16 protein-coding genes and 1 tRNA gene are annotated in these 21,500 nt (G+C 53.8%); 8 read left to right on the forward strand and 9 right to left on the reverse strand.

Annotated features, from left to right (window positions below; all coding sequences use genetic code 11):
* Positions 1-63: 63 nt before the first annotated feature.
* Complete coding sequence (locus NEA10_RS05515; protein WP_252664254.1) at positions 64-1,872, reverse strand: ABC transporter ATP-binding protein; 1,809 nt, start codon at positions 1,870-1,872, stop codon at positions 64-66.
* Between the two features lie 248 nt (positions 1,873-2,120).
* Between NEA10_RS05515 and NEA10_RS05520 the strand changes: the two genes are divergently transcribed.
* Positions 2,121-3,770 (forward strand): phospholipase D-like domain-containing protein, encoded by a 1,650-nt coding sequence (locus NEA10_RS05520; protein ID WP_252664255.1) that lies wholly within the window; start codon positions 2,121-2,123, stop codon positions 3,768-3,770.
* A 5-nt stretch (positions 3,771-3,775) separates the two neighbouring features.
* Here NEA10_RS05520 and NEA10_RS05525 read toward each other — a convergent pair whose 3' ends face one another.
* Positions 3,776-4,423, reverse strand: coding sequence for an esterase/lipase family protein (locus NEA10_RS05525; RefSeq protein ID WP_252664256.1), 648 nt, complete (start codon positions 4,421-4,423; stop codon positions 3,776-3,778).
* Positions 4,424-4,508: 85 nt separating this feature from the next.
* Entirely contained in the window at positions 4,509-5,207 is a 699-nt protein-coding gene (locus NEA10_RS05530; RefSeq protein WP_252664257.1) for a diacylglycerol/polyprenol kinase family protein, read from the reverse strand.
* A 153-nt stretch (positions 5,208-5,360) separates the two neighbouring features.
* Here NEA10_RS05530 and yidD point away from each other — a divergent pair, with 153 nt between their 5' ends.
* Together yidD and NEA10_RS05540 are read left to right on the forward strand one after the other, a co-directional pair.
* Positions 5,361-5,618 carry a membrane protein insertion efficiency factor YidD gene (yidD, locus tag NEA10_RS05535; RefSeq protein WP_252664258.1) on the forward strand — a complete coding sequence of 86 codons (258 nt, stop codon included), beginning with the start codon at positions 5,361-5,363 and terminating at the stop codon, positions 5,616-5,618.
* A gap of 148 nt (positions 5,619-5,766) precedes the next feature.
* A complete protein-coding gene (locus tag NEA10_RS05540) occupies positions 5,767-6,234 on the forward strand; it encodes a DUF4079 domain-containing protein (protein WP_252664259.1) in 468 nt (155 codons plus the stop codon).
* Positions 6,235-6,298: 64 nt separating this feature from the next.
* Here the strand turns inward: NEA10_RS05540 and NEA10_RS05545 are convergent, their stop codons facing one another.
* Positions 6,299-7,747: an S-layer homology domain-containing protein gene (locus tag NEA10_RS05545; protein WP_252664260.1), complete on the reverse strand. Its 1,449-nt coding sequence runs from the start codon at positions 7,745-7,747 to the stop codon at positions 6,299-6,301.
* A 300-nt stretch (positions 7,748-8,047) separates the two neighbouring features.
* On the opposite strand from NEA10_RS05545, the gene NEA10_RS05550 reads away from it, so the two are divergent.
* Complete coding sequence (locus tag NEA10_RS05550) at positions 8,048-8,563, forward strand: DUF3172 domain-containing protein (RefSeq protein WP_252664261.1); 516 nt, start codon at positions 8,048-8,050, stop codon at positions 8,561-8,563.
* Between the two features lie 254 nt (positions 8,564-8,817).
* On the opposite strand, the gene NEA10_RS05555 is transcribed toward NEA10_RS05550, so the two are convergent.
* Together NEA10_RS05555 and NEA10_RS05560 are read right to left on the reverse strand one after the other, a co-directional pair.
* A tRNA-Ser gene (locus NEA10_RS05555) sits at positions 8,818-8,906 on the reverse strand.
* A 66-nt stretch (positions 8,907-8,972) separates the two neighbouring features.
* Positions 8,973-9,917, reverse strand: coding sequence for a serine hydrolase (locus NEA10_RS05560; protein ID WP_252664262.1), 945 nt, complete (start codon positions 9,915-9,917; stop codon positions 8,973-8,975).
* Between the two features lie 15 nt (positions 9,918-9,932).
* Here NEA10_RS05560 and NEA10_RS05565 point away from each other — a divergent pair, with 15 nt between their 5' ends.
* Positions 9,933-10,658 carry a C40 family peptidase gene (locus NEA10_RS05565; protein ID WP_252664263.1) on the forward strand — a complete coding sequence of 242 codons (726 nt, stop codon included), beginning with the start codon at positions 9,933-9,935 and terminating at the stop codon, positions 10,656-10,658.
* 54 nt (positions 10,659-10,712) lie between these two features.
* Positions 10,713-11,714, forward strand: coding sequence for a succinate dehydrogenase/fumarate reductase iron-sulfur subunit (locus NEA10_RS05570; protein WP_252665299.1), 1,002 nt, complete (start codon positions 10,713-10,715; stop codon positions 11,712-11,714).
* A gap of 198 nt (positions 11,715-11,912) precedes the next feature.
* On the opposite strand, the gene murQ is transcribed toward NEA10_RS05570, so the two are convergent.
* A complete protein-coding gene (gene murQ / locus NEA10_RS05575; RefSeq protein WP_252664264.1) occupies positions 11,913-12,812 on the reverse strand; it encodes an N-acetylmuramic acid 6-phosphate etherase in 900 nt (299 codons plus the stop codon).
* A gap of 14 nt (positions 12,813-12,826) precedes the next feature.
* Entirely contained in the window at positions 12,827-13,249 is a 423-nt protein-coding gene (locus NEA10_RS05580) for a DUF3110 domain-containing protein (RefSeq protein ID WP_252664265.1), read from the reverse strand.
* Between the two features lie 143 nt (positions 13,250-13,392).
* On the opposite strand from NEA10_RS05580, the gene NEA10_RS05585 reads away from it, so the two are divergent.
* Positions 13,393-19,143: a translocation/assembly module TamB domain-containing protein gene (locus NEA10_RS05585; RefSeq protein WP_252664266.1), complete on the forward strand. Its 5,751-nt coding sequence runs from the start codon at positions 13,393-13,395 to the stop codon at positions 19,141-19,143.
* 133 nt (positions 19,144-19,276) lie between these two features.
* On the forward strand, positions 19,277-20,164 hold the full coding sequence (locus tag NEA10_RS05590) for a TIGR04168 family protein (protein WP_252664267.1): 888 nt from the start codon (positions 19,277-19,279) through the stop codon (positions 20,162-20,164).
* 174 nt (positions 20,165-20,338) lie between these two features.
* On the opposite strand, the gene NEA10_RS05595 is transcribed toward NEA10_RS05590, so the two are convergent.
* Positions 20,339-21,463, reverse strand: a complete 1,125-nt coding sequence (locus tag NEA10_RS05595; protein ID WP_252664268.1) for a THUMP domain-containing class I SAM-dependent RNA methyltransferase — start codon at positions 21,461-21,463, stop codon at positions 20,339-20,341.
* Between the last annotated feature and the right edge of the window lie 37 nt (positions 21,464-21,500).

The following is a 21,500-nucleotide window of genomic DNA, read 5'->3' on the forward strand; positions in this document are numbered from 1 at the left end:
TGGCATCAGATGGGTTCCTGGAGTTCGACAAATTCTCCGGTCACCCTAAACCCAGAAGACCCGTCAACTTTCCAATAATTGCAACTTATAGAGACTGGCATAGAGTCCATTTTGCTGCAATAGTTCCTCATGACTCCCTGACTCGACCAACTCCCCTCGTTTCAAGACCAAGATGCGATCAACATTGCGAATCGTCGAGAGACGGTGTGCAATAATAATTGCGGTCCGTTTTTCCAGAAGTCGATCCAACGCTTCCTGAATCCAGGCTTCAGTTTTGACATCTAAATTCGCCGTCGCTTCATCCAAAACCATAATTTTCGGGTCACGTACCGCTACCCGCGCAAAGGCTAGTAACTGCTTTTGCCCCCCCGAGAGGTTGGTTCCCCGCTCCCGGAGTTGGGTATTATAGCCATCGGGGAGTTGTTCAATAAACTGGGAGACATTGGTTTGTTCAGCCGCCGCTTTAATCCGCTCAAACTCGTACTCTTCTCCCAAGGCGATATTACTTTTCACATCCCCGGCGAAGACAAAACCATCTTGAAGAATCACCCCCACATGTTGACGTAGTTCCGCCTGACGTAAGTCTCGCACATCAATTCCATCAATGAGAATGCGACCCTGTTGGGGTTCATAGAGACGACAGAGGAGGCGAATCATCGAACTTTTTCCCGCTCCCGTCGGTCCCACAATGGCTACTTTTTCGCCGCGATGAATGGTGAAGTTGAGATTATGCAAAACATATTCATCGGGTTTATAGCCAAAGCTGACAGTCTCGAAGCGAATTTCTCCACTATGACCCGGTTCAATGGAACGAGTATCTATCCCCGCCGGGTCTTGAATATCAATCGGTTCATCGAGGAGGTCGCTAATGCGTTCGACAGCGGTAAACCCCGATTGGAGGGAGGTAAACTTCTCTGCAAATTGGCGTAAGGGGTCAAACAGACGTTGTGCAAACAGGACAAAGGAGGCTAAAAGTCCGAAGTTCATCTCTCCCTCTAGCACTCGCACTCCCCCCAGCCAGAGAACCCCAGCAATGGCCACCAGAGATACCCATTCAAGAGTGGCTGAGACAGCGGAATCATGGAAGATGGTGCGATCGACGGCGGTGATATAGTCTTGGTTAATGCTGCGAAAGGCTTCGGCGTTGTAGCGTTCCCGGCGAAACAGTTGCACGATATTGATTCCGACGATATTTTCCTGAAAATTGGAATTGAGCCGGGAGAGTTCCTCACGAGCGCGATAGTTGGCTTTGCGGAACTGTTGTTGAAAGTAAATAACGATCGCCGCTGTGGGGATAAGCATCAACAGCAGCATCAGGGCCAGTTCCCACTGAACGGTGAACATGACCAGGATGAGAACGAGAATCGTGGCTAAGTCACTGACAATCCCGATGGCCCCGGTGGAGAAGACATCCCCCAACGCATCCACATCACTGGTGAGGCGAGTGATGAGTCGGCCGACGGGGGTGCGATCGAAGAAACTGGATGAGAGGGACGTCACCCGTTTAAACAGGTCATTGCGAATCTGCATCGTCATCCGCTGACCCACTTTTTGCACCAGAAAGCCTTGGATTCCATCCAGGGTGGCTCGAACCACCATCGTCAGGAAGAGTAACCCCACTAGGAGGGTGATTCCTTGGGAGAGCGTCAGTCCCTCCAGGAAGAAATAGGTGGGTTCCCCGCGAATGAAGGAGATGGTTTGTCCGACGAGAACCGGTTGAATGGAACCGGCTAAGGCGAGGGGGGCCAAGAGGGCCAGGACAATCCAGAGGAGATTCTGATTGCGTTTGGCGTAGGGAACCAGCCGCAGAAACAGCCGCCAGTCGTTGGTTTTGGGTCTGGCTTTGGGGCGATCGAGGGGGGTTACGGTCATGGGAGCGTTCTGGGATAAGCGGATGTTAACGTTTCTTCATTATCGCGATCGCGCCCCCATTTGTGCAAATTTTGGCACAATCTCCCTTGAATAGTTAAGGCCACAAATTGCCTCATATTTCCAAACCATCCTCTGATCCAGCGTAATGATTCCAGATTGTTAAGCTGTGGGGCGATCGCCGCGATCGCCTGCTACAATGACCCCCAACCTTCCCAACTCTCAACCCCTCATCTGAGAATCTAATTCTGATGGTTGTGGTGCGTCGTTCCTTCCTACTCTTAGCCAGTCTAGGGTTTCTCCTCAGCCTCAGCCTCGGCTGTCGTTCCCCCTGGACATTACAACAAAGCGACGTCAACCGTCCCCCCCCACTTCCCCAACATCCACAAATTGAAGCGTACTTCAACCAAAACCCCGCTCACCACTACACCGATCCCTATCGCCAAATTTCCCGCGACGGCGATAACCTCGAACAACTCCTCATCGACACCATCGAAAACGCCCAAGAACGCATCGATATCGCCATTCAGGAACTCCGACTCCCCAAACTCGCTTGGGCGATCGCCCGCCAACATCAAGCCGGAGTATCCGTCCGTCTTATCCTAGAACATGACTATAATCGCCCCTGGAGCGACTATAGCCCCGAAGAAATCCGCCAATTCGACGATCGCCAACGCTCCCGCTACGAAGAAGCCAAACGCTTGATTGATCGCAACAACGACGGCGTGATGAGTCCCGAAGAAATCGCCGAAAACGACGCCCTCGTTGTCCTCCGCAACGCCCAAGTCCCCACCATCGATGATACCGCCGACGGCTCCCGGGGCAGCGGCCTCATGCACCATAAATTCGTCCTCATCGACAACAACATCCTCATCACCGGTTCAGCCAACTTCACCCTCTCAGGAATCCATGGCGACATGGGAGAACCCGCCAGTCGAGGAAATCCCAATCATCTGCTACGCCTCAACAATCCCCAATTAGTCAGTCTGTTTCGCGAAGAATTTGAATTCATGTGGGGAGATGGCCCCGAAGGAACTCTCCAAAGTCGCTTTGGCTTACGAAAACCCCATCGTCCCCTACGCAACCTCACCATCGGCGATACCCTCGTCTCAGTGAAATTTTCCCCCACCTCAAGCACCCTTCCTTGGGAACAGAGTACCAACGGAGAAATCGCCGCTGCTCTCAATAACGCTCAACATCAAGTTAATTTAGCCCTCTTTGTCTTCTCCGCTCAAGATATTACCAATCAACTCATCGAACGTCACCAAGCGGGAGTCGAAGTTCGGGCCTTAATTGACCGAGGTTTCGCCTTTCGTCACTACTCCGAAGGCCTGGATATGTTAGGAGTCGCCCTCGCCGATGACCAATGTCGATATGAGGTAGATAACCAACCCTGGGACCCGCCTATCTCTAGCGTTGGTGTTGCTCAACTTCCACCAGGGGATGTCTTACATCACAAGTTCGCCCTCGTCGATGATTCCCTCGTCATTACCGGCTCTCACAACTGGTCAAATGTGGCCAATGTCAGCAATGACGAAGCTGTGTTAATGATTCAAAATCAGACCGTAGCCGCCCATTTTCGCCGCGAATTTGACCGTCTTTATCAGACCGCAGACTTAGGGATTCCCTCCCATATTGCTCGACGGATTCGCCAACGAGAAGCAGACTGTCCAGTGATGATTCACCGCAGTAGTGCTCTTCCCGAGGTAGTTGATTTGAATACCGCCAGTTTAGAGGAGTTGAAAACCCTTCCGCGAATTGGCGATGTCTTAGGACAACGGATTATCGAGGCGCGTCCATTTAAGAACCTAGAGGAGGTGTTACAAGTCCGAGGAATTGGTGAACAAACTCTCAACGGTTGGGGCGATCGCGCTCAGGTATCTCCATCTTCTAACCCCTAACTTTCTCAACTGACCTGAGTGGTTATATCCGAGGAAATCGGCTCTTGCAAGCGTTTCTGAACCACCTCAATGGTGCGATCGCTCCAAGCCATCATCCCATGTAACAGCACCGGAACCTGAATCACCTCACCAACGGGTAAACAGCAATGTTGCGAGGGAACAATAATGAAATCCCAAAGAGTCCAAATACTGGTAATCTCCACATCGAGACGGTCTAAGTCTTGATCCAAATCCTTCAGCAACCGACTCCCTGGACGCATTTCTAATCCCGTTCGTCGAGGAAAAGTATAGGCTAGCCAAGTTCCCAAATGAGGCGACGCAATGGTAATAAAATGCCGCACCCGTGACGCGCCATTGAGCCGTTGTAGGTAATAGCGACTGACAATTCCTCCCATACTCAATCCCACCAAATCAAACTCAGCGTCTGCGGGAAGGTGCTGTTCAATGAAGCTCGCCAATTGTTGCGCCAGGTCAGCCAGTCCCAGCGCACCCCAACGATGAAACAAATCCGGGCTATAGACCGTATAACCCTCAGCTTGTAAGCGTTGCTTCATTTTCGAGAAAACTTTAGATTGGCGAAAAATGCCGTGAACCAACACCACAATTTTCGCTGACTCTTGACTCGAAGAGGGTAAAACAGATGACATAGACATAGAGGTAGGCTCAACTCAACAGGACTCAAACCGTGAGACTTAACCCCAACCATTTTTAAGACTAAGTCTCCCGAAAAACATGAGATTAAGAAAACAAAAAGGACTGCACATAAAATGCTAACGTAGCACTCCCCACTGGAACCGTTAAATTATCTAAGCCGAGGCTTGAAAACGATTCCAGGAGCGTCGCCGTCGTCGCTACTAACAACGATACTAAAATTAGCTCACTCCAGGGAGCACCAGAGGCCAGTAATACGAACTGGCTAATGAGGTAACTAATGCTAAACATGGCCGCCGTTCCCTCCAGGCTTTTCGTCATCCCCAAAACCTGATAGGGGTGTTTCCCAAACCGCATTCCCACCAACGCCGCACAACCATCACCCCAGGTCATAATCAGAATCCCCAAGGCGGTATAGTAGGGGGCGGACTCCCAGAACGCCGCAATCAGAACCCCAATACTGACAGCGTAAAAGAAGGTTCCCAGACTCTGGCGACCAATACTGTTAACCCCTGGAAGCAGAGGAAGCCAGTAGGAGAGTAAGGCCGCAAACCCCGCCACGATCGCCGCTGCAATGCCAATCCAAGCGGGGACTCCCAATCCCCAGGCGATGAGGATGACGTTCCCCGTACCAATATGGACAATTTTGCGGCTAAACTCCGGGTTAAGATGACGATAGCGATAGAGAGCTTCGGCGCTGCTGAGAACCACTCCTAACCAGACCACCACTACGCCACTGGAGAACCATAGCGGGGTGGTGGTGGGGACAAGGCCGGACTCTAACATGGCATCTGAGATAAGCAGTGGGGAGGACAGGATGGCACAAAACCTAGAAATTCCCCTTATCCTATCAAGAATTGTCGATCGCCCCCTAGACCTGAACCCCTCGCCATCCCCCCTGTTGCTACTATTCCCGTTTAATCGATTGGAGTTGACCCTATGCTGAGTGCGATCGCCAAACAGACCGCTTTAACCCTCATTCGAGTCTATCGTCTCTTCATCTCTCCCTGGACCTTACCCTCCTGTCGTTTCCAACCCACCTGTTCCACTTACGCCGTCGAGGCGATCGAACGCTTTGGTCCCTGGCGAGGGGGACTCTTAGCCCTACGCCGGATTTTACGCTGTCACCCCTTCCATCCCGGCGGTTATGATCCCGTCCCTCCTCACCCCTCTAGCACCCCTTCACAAGACTCCTAGCCATCGCTACAGGATTAAATTGACAACCCGATTCTCGTCCGGAAACTTGCTATGCTAAGTTTTGTGACGGTTAAGGGGCCATTTCCCTGAAGGAGTCCCCCGCCGTCACGAGAGAACACGTCATAGTCAAACACCGAGGAGAACCCCCATGGATTTCATTCCTGAGTCAATCAAACCCTGGCTGAACTTCATTCACCCCTTACTGATGTGGGGAATGTTGGCGATCGCCATTTATGCCCTCTACACCGGTCTCAAAGTCCGTAAACTGCGTTCTGCTAGCGGCGAAGAGAAAAAAGAACTCGTTCAAGGAGACTTTCGCAGCAAACACTTCAAAATTGGCTCCTTACTCCTAGTTGGCGTCGTCCTCGGCACCATCGGCGGGATGTCCGTCACCTACATCAACAACGGTAAACTCTTCGTTGGCCCCCACCTATTAGTGGGACTGAGCATGATGGGACTTGTGGCCCTCTCCGCCTCCCTCGCTCCCCTCATGCAACGAGGTAAAGACTGGGCCCGCTATAGCCACATTAGTCTTAACATCGCCGTCGTCGGCCTGTTCGCTTGGCAAGCGGTCACCGGAATGAACATTGTTCAACGGATTTTAGAAAACTTTTAACCCCGCTGAACGGGAGATTCGGTCGTTGATATTTGACATCACTGACCGAATCTCCTCTTGACAATTACTCGATTCCGTGGTAGCTGAGAGTTTGATGGATAGCATGAATCCGACGTAACTGGTCATAGCGTAACCACTCCCAGTTATTGCGGAAGCCGCTCGCCTCTAAGCGTCCGGTAGCCGGGTTGAAGTAACTATAAGCCCGGGCCTCCAGGATAGCCTCAACTCCCGTTGCTCCTCGGGCCTTAGCCTCTTGTAAATTAGCCAGGTAATGCTGAGCCGCTAGAGGTGCTTGGTTAGCTAAATCCAAACCCGCCACAAACTCTAACACCGACAACTCCATACCGTGGGCTGCCGCATACTCCTCAAGGGCCGCACTATATTGATAAATCCGTCGCAGTTGCAGTAAATCCGCCTCTTCCGGGGTTCTAGCCCCATGCTGATAACTGAACGTTCCCATATTGTGCTTACCATTCCCCGGATCGCGGTGGCCCCAGTAGCCGCTACTTTTACCCCCATCCACCGTGCGGGTTCCTTCCGCCAAGCCGATGGCGATGGTTCCTGGGGAATAGGAATCTGCAAAGAGTTGTTGCATCAAACCCGGGCGAACGAGAGGCGAGGAAATTGCCTCACCCGAGCCATCGAAGCGGATATTCATCTCGCCGAGAGAGCCTTGAGAACTCATGGCGATGGGGGCAAAACCACCGCTTTTCACCATGGACTTGTACAGCAATACTGCCACATCGGCCCGAGTCGCCGAGAAGTGAGGATAGAGAGCCATCTCCTCTAGCTCTTCCTCCTGTTCCTCTTCTTCCGAATGCAAGATAATAATCTCATGGCCCACAATCGCTTTGAGGGCATTATGAGCCGACTCCGGGACGCGATCGAGATCCGTAAAACTTAAAACCGTGTTGGCCTCCAACTCCTCCGTTAACTCCAAATCAAAATGAGTCGCCAGGGCCACCAGGGCCTCTAGGCGAGATACCACTGGTTCCACCTCGTTCTCAACCGACTTACCGGTGAGCCGTTTACCAAAATGTTGGAGATGGACGTCCTTACCGGTAACCTTAGCTGCCTGAGCCTCGTCCTCCAGACTGGATGCGTCTGACACCTCTTCTGAGGACTCCTTGAGGGAAGGGTTCATGGTTTCACGGATTTCCAGGCTTTTATCTAACCAGGCTCGTAATTCCGCTTCCGTGAGGGGGTCATCGGGATTAAACTTCCCATCCTCCGCCGCTGGAATAATCCCCTGACGGGCCAACGCTTCAATAAAGGGACGTTCGTAGCGATCGCTCAAATCCGCAAACTCCACCGTCTCGGGGAGGTCAGGGAGGTCAATATTATTCCCTAAAATGGGAGGGGGTCCATCTGGGGATTCCGGGGCACAAACGAGCATTCCACCCGCTCGTCCACTTTCAGCAGGACTCAATGCAACGACATTGCAATTGTCGGGAAGTTGAATCCCCACCGACGCGGCCATGACCGCCTCCGCACTCGGAATAGCGGCAGCCAATGCGATCAGTGCAACAGGGGGGAACTTCATAGCCTTAAGCAATCCTTTCGTGAGATAGTTTGGGGTCAGGTACAGTGGATAATCTGTCTTCGTCCTTCAAGACTTTAGCGCAAACTTCGGGAGAATTGGCGATCGCCCTGACGAATCCTAAAAGTCCTGAGGGGCGATCGCCCCAGTTTCTGCATCAGTGATTAAACTAGAGACAGTTGACCGATCACAACCCAAACAAAGTTCCCAACGGTCAGCTATGATTTCAATAACCTCACCACTCTTGTTTATCAAGACCCTTTACTCCCTATCATGAAGCGTAGTCGAGCCACCAGTAAAGCCAAATCCGCATTCAACTATACCCTCCTAGCCCTGATTGGCGGCGTCTTCATCCTCGGAATAGGGATTGGAATCGCCTTCAGTTCCACCACCACCGTCAACGCCCAAAACGTCGCCTCCCGAGAAGTCCTTGATCGCAGCGTTGCCAACCCTGAATTTTGCGTGAAATATGGCGCCAGTGCCATGGTGGTGGAAAGTTATTCCTATATCACCCTCAACCCCTTCAACGTTTACGTCTCCCAACCCAGGATGCACCCCGGCTGTGTCGTCCGCAACACCAACTGGTCAATTCTCGAACGGATGAATGTCGTTTCCTCCGACGAAGTCCGTAACTGTCGCAACCGCCTCAATACCTTTGGCTTTATGGGAGATATCAATGATAATCCCACAGTCCAATGTATCTATCAAAACCAAGCCCAAGACAACAACTTCCTCAGACAACCCGGGAGCGGTGTCACCAATAAAGCCCCTGAATCTAATCGTTTTTAGAGAAGGCAAAAGGCAAAAGAGGCAAGAGGCAAGAGGCAAAAGGCAAAAGGGGGGAATCCATCTCGGGTTTGTCCTCTGTGTCCTCTGTGACTCCGTGGTTCTCTCTTGCCTCTCCCCCCCCTCCTCTTCCGACCTGTCCTCTGTGCCTCTGTGGTAACCCTCTCCCCCCCAAACCAACAAAGACGCGCCATAACAGCGCGTCTGAGAGAGTCTATCTGGGGAATTCAGGGACTCAAGACCAAGTCCCTTAGGAACGGAGAGGGAGGGATTCGAACCCTCGGTACGGAGTTCACCGTACAACAGATTAGCAATCTGCCGCTTTCGACCACTCAGCCACCTCTCCAGGTGTCACAGAAAAACATCATAGCATATCCGTTTGACATTGCAAGGCCATCCCCAAACTTTTTTCTCAGCCTTGACTCAAGCCTCGCATTGCCTCCGCCACCTGGCCTGAAATAAACGGCAGCAAGGTCTCTGACTGACTCTGGGCCGGCCCCTCGCTGAAGACCACCAAGAGATAAGGATTGGCATCAGACAGTTCAATATAAGCCGCATCATGGCGGACTTGACTGGTTAATCCCGCCTTCGACCAAACCCCCGTATCCAAGGGTAACCCCTGACCTAAAAAGCCCGTTACCTGATTTTCTGGGTCAGCAGCTAATGCTGCCGGATCGAGATTGCGTTTCATCAGGGCCATCATCTGCTGCGATCGCTCCGACGACACAGCCACCCCACCCACAATACTATGCACCAAACGAGCCGTCGCATTCGTGGTCAGCATATTGCGGTTGTCCATCATCGTCCCCAGAAAGGCCCGTTCCCGACCATAGGCCCCATCACACCAGGTCTTATGATTGACATTAATCGTCTCTAACTCCTCCCATCCCAACGATTGGAAATAGCGATTGACAATGTTGCGCTGCATTTTCCAGGTTTCAAAGGGGCCGGGGGGCAATTCTGGACCGCTGGTGGTTCCCGTGAGAACATCCACAATCAAGCTGGTCGCATCATTACTCGAATCCACAATACTATCGCGCACCGCCCGGTCCAGTTCCGCCGAAGGTTCAATCATGCCCGTCTCCAGCCACTCCGACACGGCCACCAGGTAGAATAACTTGACGACACTCGCCGGATAAATCCGTTCCACCCCCCGATAGTGGAAGCCCCGAGGTTGATACTTCCAGAACTCATCGGAACTGAGGGCCCCACCCGTATTTACGGCAATGGGAGGATCATAAGGAATCCAGGTTAGGGCCAGTTGGTTTTTAGCAAGTTGGGGAAAGGTGGCCCAAACCGCCTCAAGAATGCGATCGCCGACAGCTTCGAGTGATTCGTCTTTTCTGAAAAACGTCATGGTGGAGTCTAGATAATGGCTACAGGAGCGATCGAGTTGCACGAATCTGGAGAATATCGTAATTTAGCCCCTCTCAATCTCTATGATTCTCCCCAACGGGATAGCTTGGCAACCCAGGCCGCAACGGGACGATACCTGCGAATTTTATCACTGCCCCATGGTGACGAGTCATCCCTGCGGGTGCGACTGTGTGAAGACGACTATCCCGGTTGGCTGGCCCCAGAAGCGGTGGTCCAGCTTGAACCCGTCCCTTCCTCCTCTCCCTATGTGGCTGTTGAGTTTTCGGAGATGGAAATTCGCGACATTATCCCCGAGGTGATTGAGTTTACGAAACAAGCCATGGCCCAACCCAACCACTATCTCTGGGGAGGAACCCTCGGCCCCAATTATGACTGTTCGGGACTGATGCAAGCGGCCTTCGCTTCAGTGGGAGTCTGGTTACCCCGAGATGCCTATTTACAAGAAGCTTTCACCCTAGCCGTTTCCACCGAAGCCATGCAGCCAGGAGATTTAGTATTTTTCGGACCCCCCCTCAAAGCCACCCACGTGGGATTATATCTGGGAGGCGATCGCTATATCCATAGTTCCGGTCGAGAGTTGGGTCATAATGGCATTGCCATTGACCGCCTCGCCAACGATGGGAGTCAAGTTAGTCGTAACTATCGCCGGATCTTGCGGGGTGCGGGCCGAGTTATCCACAGTTATCACCCAGGGGATTTGTTGCCGTTGCAACCGGACTGAGGTTCACAAAGTCCCTACAATAAAGTGAGGATCATTGCCGACACCGACCTCACCATGCACGTTACCTTTAATATTCTGCGCCAAACTCGCGACAACGCCCCCCGTTCGCAAACCTATCAACTCGACGTTGACCCCAGTGAGACCATTCTCACCTGTCTCGATCGCATCAAATGGGAACAGGATGGCAGTCTAGGCTACCGTAAAAACTGCCGTAACACCATCTGCGGCAGTTGTTCGATGCGCATTAATGGCCGTTCAACCTTAGCCTGTAAAGAGAATGTCGGGGCAGAAATCGCCCGGCTGCGGCAGATTCACGGCCTATCGGACGAGGAAATTCCAGCCATGACGATCGCCCCCATGGGCAATATGCCGGTCATTAAGGATTTAGTCGTGGATATGCGCAAATTCTGGGATAACCTGGATGCCGTCGATCCCTATGTCAGCACCCAGGCCCGTCAGATTCCCGAACGGGAGTTTTCCCAATCCCCGCAAGAACGGGAAAAACTCAGTCACAGTGGCAACTGCATCCTCTGCGGGGCCTGTTACTCAGAATGTAACGCCGTTGAGGTGAACCCCAATTTTGTCGGTCCCCACGCCCTCGCCAAAGCCCAGCGGATGGTGGATGATAACCGGGACGATCGCACCGAAACCCGTATCAATCAATATGAACAGGGAACCGATGGGGTTTGGGGCTGTACTCGTTGTTATTACTGTAATTCCGTCTGTCCCATGGAAGTCGCCCCCCTCGATCGCATTGGGGAGGTGAAGCAAGCCATTCTCTCCCGCCGTGATACCAGTGCCAGTCGGGCCGTCCGTCACCGCAAAACCCTGGTGGAATTAGTCCGTGATGGCGGTTGGGTGGATGAGCGCAAATTTGGGGTGCAAGTGGTGGGAAATTACTTCCGGGATTTACGCGGGATATTAAGTTTAGCGCCTCTAGGCTTACGGATGTTAGTCTGCGGCAAGTTCCCCCTCAGCTTTGAGAAGTCCGAGGGAACCCAAGAGGTGCGATCGCTCATTGATTCCGTGCGGGAGTTGGAAGCACAGAATCGGTAGAGGAGGAGGAGGGGGAACCACAGAGTCACAGAGGACACAGAGACGTAGGGGCGAACGGCTGTTCGCGCCCTCTCCCGGCATAACTGCCTGTTCCCTTCTTCTCCCCTATTGCCTATTGCCTTCCCCTCCTGGGAGGGGTTAGGGGTGGGTTATGCCTATTGCCTATTGCCTTCTGTTCCCTGTTCCCTTCTTCTCCCCCTATTCCCCCTCCAACGCCTTACGTAAATGTCCTCCAGCCGCCTCTAAGCGCGATCGCCCTTCCTCAACCTCCAACCCAGACCAATGGACAAATAACGCCAGTTTGACCCGTTGCTGACAGCGGTCTAATAAGGACTCTGCCTCACTTCGGGATAAGTCTGTTAAATCCACTAGGGTGCGGATGGCGCGATCGCGTAATTTTTGATTGGTGACAGACACATCCACCATGCGATTGCCATAGACTTTCCCCAGTTTCACCATGACACTGGTGGAGAGGATGTTTAGCACTAACTTGGTCACCGTTCCCGCCTTTAAGCGCGTTGAACCGGCTAACACTTCTGGCCCCACCAAAAGGCGAATCTCTAAATCGGCCTGACTGGGGACTTGTTCGATGGGGACACAGGCGATAAAAATCGTGGTGGCCCCTCGTTGACGGGCCTCTGCGATCGCCCCTTGCACATAGGGAGTTGTTCCTCCAGCGGAAATCCCCACCACCACATCCTGGGCCGTCACCCCTCGCTCAACTAGGGCCAAGGCCCCATCCTCAAACCGATCCTCTAAGGCCTCTGAACTGCGAACCAGAGCGGCTTCACCCCCCGCTAAAATGCCCTGTACCAGCTCGGGAGGGGTGCAGAAGGTGGGGGGACATTCTGCCGCGTCAAGCACCCCTAAACGCCCGCTCGTGCCGGCGCCAATGTACAATAAGCGACCCCCTCCAGCTAGGGCCTGCGCTGTGCAATCAATGGCTTGGGCGATCGCCTCGCGAGCGGCCGTGATGGCCTGCAACACCCGGCCATCCTCCTCAACAAACAAATCGACCAATTCCAGGGAACTGAAGCGATCCAACTCCTGAGAATTGGGATTACTCTGTTCCGTTAACAAATGTCCGCGACTCTCCAATGGTTCTAACTCCCTTACAACAACCCTTCTAAACGGCGACGAATATCATCTAACTGGGCCGTGGGCACATCCTCTTCCTGAGAAGGACGTCCCTGCTGTTGCTGTTCTCGTTCCCAATCAGTATCCTCTAAATTGGTTTCCGGCGGTGAGAGGAAAATCCGCTCCTCCGGAGACTTGGGGACAAAGCCCTCGGGGATTAACTTGGCTTCATAGTGGCAACTGTTGCAAAATTCCTCAATCTCTTCGGAATCGAAGGCCTCCGCCGTGGGGACATGGAAATCTTGGGCCTCCAACAACATGGCATAGCGTTCCGCATCATCCTGAGACTCAAACATCATGACAATGTTTCGTTCTCCCCCCTGGGGGGTTCCTAAACGAATCGTGTGAATGCCCTCATTCTCCTGACGGGCATTGAATAACAAGACATAGACTTTCATGACAAACCCTCCGCATCGAAATTCCAGCCGTCGTTGTTTTTAATGTACCGTGAAAGCGATCGCCCCCTAATCTGTCACCCGTCCCTGTTGTCCGGGAAAGTTTCCCGCTAGGATATCCTTTACCTGTTCCCCCCTGCTTACAGATGAGCGAGTTCTCTGACCCGACCCCTCCCACAGATCCTCAACAGGAACCCCAACGGGAACCCCAACCTCCCCGCCGCCGGCGGGCCCTGTGGGCGATCTCCATTCTTGTCTTAACAGTCCTCGCTGGGGGAAGTCTTTGGGGCTGGCGGTTTGTTCAGTACCAACTGGCCCCACTCTTGTCTGAGGAATTAGGACAACTCCTGGAACGGCCCATTGAGATGGGTGAGTTGGAAGGGGTGTCTCTCGGCCATGTTCGCTTTGGTGAATCTCAGGTTCTCCCCAGTGAGGATCAACCCAGTCAAGCCAATATCGAAGCCGTCCATGTAGGATTTAATCTCCTGTCCCTAGTCTGGAATCGTACTCTCCCCTTAGATGTCCGACTAGAAGAGGTGGATGTGACGATTCCCCAGCTTGAGGATGGGAATTGGGCCACCACGGATCTCCGGGAACCGGGAGAACCGGGGTTCATTCAAATTCAACTCAACCGGATTCGCGTTGATGGGGGAAGTCTCACGGTGATTCCCCAGCCGAAACCGGAGTTCAATGGATCTGAATCCCCGCCAGACTCCGACGCTCCTGAGCAAGAGACGACGGTTAACCTCATGAATTGGCAGCCTTCGGGAGAAGTGGCTGAGGTGAACTCCCTGATTCCCCTGGCGGACAACTCTGAGATTGCTCCTCCTGAACCCATTACCCTACGACGCTTTAGTGGGGATGCCGAATTTAGTGCCGAGGGCGATCGCATCAGCTTTAACGCCACCGGCTATCACAACATTACCGGCCGCCTCAACGCCCAGGGTGAGTTTAGCAACCCAGACCAAGCCGTCAACTTAAACCTCTCAGCCCAATTCCTGCAAGGAGAGGTGGTCTCTCCCTGGATTCCCGCTCCCCTGAGGTTGGAGGGAGGGGAAATCTTCGGCAACCTTTCCATGCGGCTCACCACTGATGGCCGCGAAGCCCCCCTTAACCTACAGGGAAATCTCCGCTTTAATGACCTGGATTTAGACTTAGCTGGGGTTCCCCAACCGATTCTTGATGGGTCAGGACGAATGCGTTTTCAAGGAGATCTCATTGCCTTTGAGGAGATTTCCGCCAGTTATGGGGACGATATCCCCATGACCATTCCCCAGGGCTTAATGCACCTGGAACGGGGCTATGAAATCCCTATTGTAGTCCCTCCCACAGATTGGCAAACCATCGCCGAAACCCTCGATTTAGAGTTTCCCGTAGAGATTACTGGAGAGTTGGAAGGGGTTTTACAAGTAGTGGGGGATATTGAAAATCCCTTACTCATCGGGGAAGTGCGCAATACCGATGTGATCATTGTCGATCGCCTTCCCTTTAGTGAGCTTCAAGCCCGCTTTGGCCTCTCCACAGAAACCTCAGAATTCCTCATTGAACAACTCAATGCCACTCCCGCAGAAGGCGGGGGAGAGGTGCAAGCAGCGGTACGGGTTGAGTTGCCGGAACAGGAAGATGAGGCCCCCGTGGTGGAAGCGGAGTTTATTGTCCGTAACGCCTCCGCCGATGCGATCGCCCGTCGTTATGACATACCCACCACAGGGACAATTGGCCCCGTTAGTGCCCGAGGGATGTTGCAAACGGCGGGTGACGAAACCCTCATTAGCCTCCCCATTATTGAAATTGCTGGAGGTCGGGGCCAAGGCGGGGTCTTACTCCAAGAGGAAACCTGGCGGCTGGAACTGGCCACAGAATCGGTCTCGTTAGCCAGTGTCATTCCTCAAGATATCGGTCAAACCTATGGTGTCGGCGGCTTTACGGGTCAACTGATTCTCGCTGGAGAGATTGGCGTGACCGAATTAGAGCAACTTGAAGCCTTAGCCCAAGGAAATCTCCAGTTGCTGGGGACGGCGGTTCCCCTACAAGCGGCCCTACAGAATGGCACTTGGGAAACAATCCTCACCGCCGAAAATCTAACACCTCCCTCCCATCTTTTACCCCAAGAATTGGCTCAACTCCCCTTAGGAGCCATTTCTGGGAATTTACAGGTGGCGGGAACAGTGGCGGATTTAGAAGACTTCAATTTGGCGAACCTCAGCGGACAAACCTCCTTCACCACCACCATTGCTGAGAGTCCCCTGCGTCTGGATGGGTCCCTGGGTGATGGACTCTGGCAAGCTCAACTGGTGACGGAAGGATTACCCCTGGCTCCCTTCATTGAGGTTCCCCCAGAACTGACCCTGGGAACCTTTGCGGGCCGGGCTGGATTTGGGGGCGATGTGGCTCTGTTGGAAACCTTAAGTCCTCAAACCCTGGAAGCGGCGATTCAAGGGGAACTCACGGTTAATCAGGGTCGAGTGGAGATTGCCAGCCGAATTACCCAGGGACAACTGCAAGGGGAGGCGAGCGCCCAAAATGTCAATATCACCCCCTTTGTTCCCACGGCGGAACTGACCCCCTCCCGTCTCAGTGGCCAGGGTCAGTTTCGGGTTCCCTTAGATAATCTCTCCCCAGAAACCTTGATGGCTGAAGGTCAACTGGGAGTCATCTTAGGCGAGGGAAGACTTGGGGGACGTTTTGAACTGGCCGAGGGAAATTGGCTGATTGATGCTGAGCAATTGCAAATTCCCCTGACTCCCTTTGTCGACGCTCCGGTTGCTCTGTCTCCTTTGGGGAAGCGGGTTGACGGTGATGCCCGGTTAACAGGGTCCGTGAGAGATTTACGGCCCCAAGCTATCTCCGGACAGTTAGAAGTCGGCTTTATCGTGGGAACCACAACGCTGGCCCAGGAGCCGACTGAGGACCTGGGTGGAGTGTTGATGGATATTACCCTAGAGGATGGGGGCTGGCAAGTTTCAGCACGACTGGAAAATGCTCAATTAAGGGAATTAGTCCCTGGACTTCCCCCATTGCCGACACAAACAGCGGCCCTCGATGTGGCGGGACGCTTAGATGGGGCGATCGCCCTCACGGGGGGGTGGCAGGAGTTCACCCCCATCAATATCGCCATTCAGGAAGGAAACCTGCAAGTGCGTGATTTCCAAGTGGGCGATCGTCGCTATGACCGAGTGATTGGGGGTCCCATCACCGCTGACCAAAAGGGAGTCCTGGTGGAACTGGCCGGACAAACCGAACCTTTCCTCGGTCAGCCTCAGGATAGCCTTTCCCTACGTCTAACCCCGGACTTCTCCCCTCTGTCCTTCACCCTGCAATTGGGGGAAACCACTGCCGAAGGTGTACTGGACAATAAACTCTGGAACCTCGACCTGAGGAACTTCCCCCTAGCCATGCTCAATCTACAGCCGATGGAAGACCGGGGCATCCTCGCCGGCGACCTCACCACTGAAGTGAGAGCCGCCCCCACCGGGTCTTTCGTCTCCGGGACCTTAGATATCCGAGACCCCCGTTTAGGTTTAACCCAAGCTGATAGTGTGCAAGGGCAATTTGTTTGGGCTGACGAAGTCCTACAACTCAACTCGGTGGAATTGCAACAGGGAGACAGTCGCTATGGATTTGATGGCACTATTGCGACCCATGACGATCCCACATTTGCCGGAGCCTTCAAAATTTATCGGGGGGAAATTCAACAAATTTTAGAGGCCCTGCGTTGGTTTAACCTTGATGATGTACAGCGGGGTTTAGAGCCGGCTACCTACGCTGGCGTTGATGCCCTAACCGTTGTCGGCGTGGGAGACCCCGACGCTACCCTCATCCGGCAATTGCAACGATTAGTGGAAATCGATGTCCTACTGCAACAGCAACAACAAGCCCGAGACGAGGCCTCACCGTTACCGGAATTAGCTAAGTTACAGGGGCAGTTTTCTGGTGAGGTAAATCTTGCGGGGTCTCTGAGTGACGGGATTGATTTTAACTTTGACCTCGCGGGAGAAAATTGGCAATGGGACCGCTACAAAATTCATGACATTGCGACTCAAGGGGCAGTCGAACAGGGGGTTTGGGATATTCAAACCCTTAATGTCCAGGCCAATCTCGACGACCCCCAACTGACTCGCCTGAACTTTAACGGCATTTTGGGGGCCCCGGAACAGTCGGGTCAGTTTGTGCTGACGGGGTTACCGATGTCCGTCGTCTCAGAGTTTATCGAATTTCCTGAAGGGGTCCGCCTTGCCGGCAATTTGAATGCGAGTGCGACCCTGTCAGGGAGTCTGGAGAATCCAGCCGCTCGGGGAGAACTTCGCTGGAATGATGCCCAAATCAATCAACAGTCTGTACAAACAGCTCAAGGCGGGTTTGGGGTTACCGATGGTCGCCTTAATTTTGGTGCAGGAGTGGTGTTACGAGAGGAGGCGGAGCCGATTCGTCTTCGGGCAACTCTGCCGATTCTCTTCCCTGGCGCTACAGTACGCCCAGAGAGCAATGAGTTTGAAATTGGCATTAATGCCCAAAATGAAGGATTAGAGGTGTTGACAGCCCTCACAGACGGCACTCTGGAATGGTTGGGCGGTGAAGGGTCTTTGGAACTCACTATTGCTGGGGAGCAAGTGGGTACGGGGTTGAACTATGTGCCGTTGGCGACTCGGGGACGGGCGGAGTTCCGGGATGCAGAGTTTAATTCTCCCCAACTTCCGGAACCGTTAACTCAGGTCAATGGAGTTCTGGAATTTCTCGATGACACGGTGGTGATTCCTGAGTTGGTGGGCCAGTTCCGCCAGGGGTCGGTTCAGGCCGCTGGGGAATTGCCGGTGTTCTCACCCCTGCCGGTGGAAAGCCCCTTGGAGGTGACGTTTGACCGAGTGGAGTTAGACCTCGAAGGCCTCTATAAAGGTCGCATTGATGGGGTGATACGGGTAACAAACTCAGCCTTATTTCCCGATTTAGGGGGTCAAGTGCTGCTGACGCGGGGCCAGGTGTTTATTGCTGATGAGGAAAACCCGGGAACGGGGGGAGAGATGGTGGATTTAGAGACGCCACCGATTATTAGCTACAACAACTTACTGTTGGAGTTGGGGCGAGGGGTTCAGATTGTTAGTTTCCCGGTTCTCAATTTTGTGGCTGATGGCAAGCTATTGGTGAATGGCCCCTTTGAAAGCCCGGAACCTAGCGGGACGATCTTTTTACGGAATGGACAGGTGAATCTGTTTACGACTACCTTTACCCTGGCGGGACGGGAGAATACGGCAACCTTTGACCCTGAGTTCGGTCTGGACCCAGTTCTAGATGTCAGCTTACGGGCAGCGGTTCAGGAGACAACTCGCCCCCGGATTGTTTCACCGGTGGGATTCGATCGCCTGGGAACGGGGACGGAGATTGTTGATCCCTCCATTGAACGGGGTGGGGTGGAAACGGTGCGGATTGAGGCCCGGGCCCAGGGACGGGCCAGTCGTCTGTTTGAGGGCTTTCCCAATGGGGAGGGGGTTGTACAAACACCTCTGGAGTTGAGCAGTTCTCCGGCGCGATCGCAGACGGAAATTCTCTCGCTGATTGGGGGCGGGGCCTTAGGGACTCTCGGCCGCCAGGACCCGTCGTTGGTGGTGGCAAGTTCGGCGCTGTTAACTCAGGTACAATCAATTGTGGGTCGTGCCCTGGGTTATCGGGATTTTCGCTTATTTCCGGCAGTAGACCCTCGCACGTCGGTGTTAGGGTTGGGGGCGGAAGTTGGGGTGAATATCACGGATGATTTCTCGGCGTCGGTCTTGACGATTCTCGATCGCGGTGACTCGACTCGGTTTAGTATCCGCTATCGGATTGATGATAATTGGCTCATCCGAGGTTCGACGAATTTTGATGATGATAATCGTGGGGCGGTAGAGTTTCAGATGCGGTTTTGAGGCAAGAGGCAAGAGGCAAGAGGCAAGAGGCAAGAGGGTTACCACGTAGGGGCGTACCCTTGTGGTCGCCCGGGCGTACCGCAAGTGGCACGCCCGGGGCAAACCACGGAGTCACGGAGGACACGGAGATAGGATGAGACGGTTGAGAATTGCGGCGGTTGGGGATGTTCATGACCAATGGGATGAACGGGATAATGCGATTTTGCAGGGCTGGAACCTCGATTTAGTTCTCTTTGTTGGGGATTTTGGTAATGAGTCGTTGACGGTGGTGGATTGTGTGTCCCGTTTGTCGTTGCCAAAGGCGGTGGTTTTGGGGAATCATGATGCTTGGTATACGGCGACCCCTTGGGGACGCAAGAAATGTCCCTATGACCGTCGCCAGGACGATCGCTTTCAACGACAGTTGCAGATGCTGGGGGGCGATCGCGTGGGCTATGGGGTGCGGGATTATCCGGAGTTAGAGGTCTCGGTGGTGGGGGGTCGTCCTTGTAGTTGGGGCGGGAGTACCTGGAATCTTCAGGACTTTTATCAATCCCAGTTCGGGGTGGGGAGTTTGCAGGAGTCGGGCGATCGCATTACGGCGGCTATGACGGCGGCGACGCAACCTCTTCGGGTGGTGTTGGCCCACAATGGACCGTTTGGCTTGGGGGACGCTCCGGAATCTCCCTGTGGTCGCGATTGGAACCCCATTGGCAGTGATTATGGAGACCCGGATTTAACCGCCGCGATTCGGGCCAGTCAGGAGGCGGGACAGCCGCCAGTGTTGGTGGTCTTTGGCCATATGCACCACGGCCTACGACATACGAAACGGCGACTCCGCCAAGCCTTCGCTCAGGATGAGTGGGGAACGGTATATTTGAATGTGGCATCGGTTCCCCGGATTGTGGGCAAGGGGGACGAGATGCGTCGCAATTTTACTCTGATTACCCTAGAGGGAGAGACGGTGACGGAGGCGGATTTGGTCTGGACGGATAATCAGGGCCGGATTGACCGCAGTTCGTCCTACTTTAAGCCTCTTTGAGGGGGAGGAGGAGAATCACGTATGCCTCTTGCCTCTTCCCCCCCTCCTCTTCCTCCGTGCTCTCTGTGCCTCTGTGGTAACCCTCTTGCCTCTTGCCTCTTCCCCCCCTCCTCTTCCTCCGTGCTCTCTGTGCCTCTGTGGTAACCCTCTTGCCTCTTGCCTCTTGCCTCCCCCCTAATACAATTCAAACTCCAATAATCGACAATCTAAACCCCCACTAGAGAGGGGAATCCGACGGGCGGGACGGAGTCCTACTTCTTTGGCGAGTTCCCGATTGCCGGTGAAGACGTAGGCGGTCCAACCTTTGAATCGTTGTTTGAAAATATCCCCTAGGAGACGGTAGAACCCGCGCAGTTCTTGGACCTCTCCTAGTCGTTCTCCGTAGGGGGGATTGCAGATGAGTAGGCCGCGATCGCTCGGGGCTTCGATGTCCCGGATGTCCTGACAGTGAAATTCAATCTGTTGGCTGACTCCGGCGGCGGTGGCGTTGTGCTGGGCTTGGTCGAGGATGCCTGGGTCGATATCACTGCCGCCAATATATGCCGGACAGGTGCCTCGACGGGCGGCTTGGGCCTCGGCTTTGACCTCTTGCCAGAGGGCAGGGTCGAAGTCGGGCCAATTTTCAAAGCCAAATCGGTCTCGGAACAGTCCTGGGGCGATGTTGGCGGCTTGTAAGGCGGCTTCTAGGGGGAGGGTTCCTGATCCACAGAGGGGATCGAGAAAGGGCAGTTCTGGGGAATAGCGGGCTAGTTTTAAAAGGGCGGCGGCGAGGGTTTCTTTGAGGGGGGCGGTTCCGACGGCGGCCCGGTAGCCTCGACGATGGAGACTGCTGCCGGAACTGTCTAGGCTGAGGCTGGCGCGATCGCGGTGGATATGTAGGTTAATTCGCAGGTCGGGATTGTCGAGGTCAACGTTGGAACGACAGCCGAACTGCTGTCGCTGTTGGTCGACAATGGCATTTTTGACCTGGAGGGCGCTGAAATGGCTATGATTGAGGGCGCGATTCTTGCCGGTACAGTCTACGGCTAGGCTGTCCTCGGGGGAGAGATAGGCCTCCCAGGGAAGCGATCGCACTTCCTGATACAGTTGTTTGGCCGATGTACAAGGGAACTCAGTCAGAGGCACAAGCACTCGGAAGAGGGTACGTCCCCAGAGATTTACTCGATAGAGTAAGCGGCGATCGCCCTCGAAGGCGACCCCAGAAAATTTCCTCTGGACTGATTGCGCCCCCAACTCGGTCAATTCCTCGGCGGCGATCGCCTCTAACCCCGGTGCTACCGTTGCAAAATACCGTTCCACGTCTGTTTCCTTAAGAAGCCAAAGCCAGCTTAAGTTA

Origin of the sequence: Phormidium yuhuli AB48 (assembly GCF_023983615.1) — a bacterium.
Lineage (GTDB): Bacteria > Cyanobacteriota > Cyanobacteriia > Cyanobacteriales > Geitlerinemataceae > Sodalinema > Sodalinema yuhuli.

What these genes read in the sequence shown, in the direction of transcription:
- NEA10_RS05515 (WP_252664254.1), bottom strand. Translation starts at nt 1,872, where the DNA reads ATGACCGTAACCCCCCTCGATCGCCCCAAAGCCAGACCCAAAACCAAC.
- NEA10_RS05520 (WP_252664255.1), top strand. Translation starts at nt 2,121, where the DNA reads ATGGTTGTGGTGCGTCGTTCCTTCCTACTCTTAGCCAGTCTAGGGTTT.
- NEA10_RS05525 (WP_252664256.1), bottom strand. Translation starts at nt 4,423, where the DNA reads ATGTCTATGTCATCTGTTTTACCCTCTTCGAGTCAAGAGTCAGCGAAA.
- NEA10_RS05530 (WP_252664257.1), bottom strand. Translation starts at nt 5,207, where the DNA reads ATGTTAGAGTCCGGCCTTGTCCCCACCACCACCCCGCTATGGTTCTCC.
- yidD (WP_252664258.1), top strand. Translation starts at nt 5,361, where the DNA reads ATGCTGAGTGCGATCGCCAAACAGACCGCTTTAACCCTCATTCGAGTC.
- NEA10_RS05540 (WP_252664259.1), top strand. Translation starts at nt 5,767, where the DNA reads ATGGATTTCATTCCTGAGTCAATCAAACCCTGGCTGAACTTCATTCAC.
- NEA10_RS05550 (WP_252664261.1), top strand. Translation starts at nt 8,048, where the DNA reads ATGAAGCGTAGTCGAGCCACCAGTAAAGCCAAATCCGCATTCAACTAT.
- NEA10_RS05560 (WP_252664262.1), bottom strand. Translation starts at nt 9,917, where the DNA reads ATGACGTTTTTCAGAAAAGACGAATCACTCGAAGCTGTCGGCGATCGC.
- NEA10_RS05565 (WP_252664263.1), top strand. Translation starts at nt 9,933, where the DNA reads ATGGCTACAGGAGCGATCGAGTTGCACGAATCTGGAGAATATCGTAAT.
- NEA10_RS05570 (WP_252665299.1), top strand. Translation starts at nt 10,713, where the DNA reads ATGCACGTTACCTTTAATATTCTGCGCCAAACTCGCGACAACGCCCCC.
- NEA10_RS05580 (WP_252664265.1), bottom strand. Translation starts at nt 13,249, where the DNA reads ATGAAAGTCTATGTCTTGTTATTCAATGCCCGTCAGGAGAATGAGGGC.
- NEA10_RS05585 (WP_252664266.1), top strand. Translation starts at nt 13,393, where the DNA reads ATGAGCGAGTTCTCTGACCCGACCCCTCCCACAGATCCTCAACAGGAA.
- NEA10_RS05590 (WP_252664267.1), top strand. Translation starts at nt 19,277, where the DNA reads ATGAGACGGTTGAGAATTGCGGCGGTTGGGGATGTTCATGACCAATGG.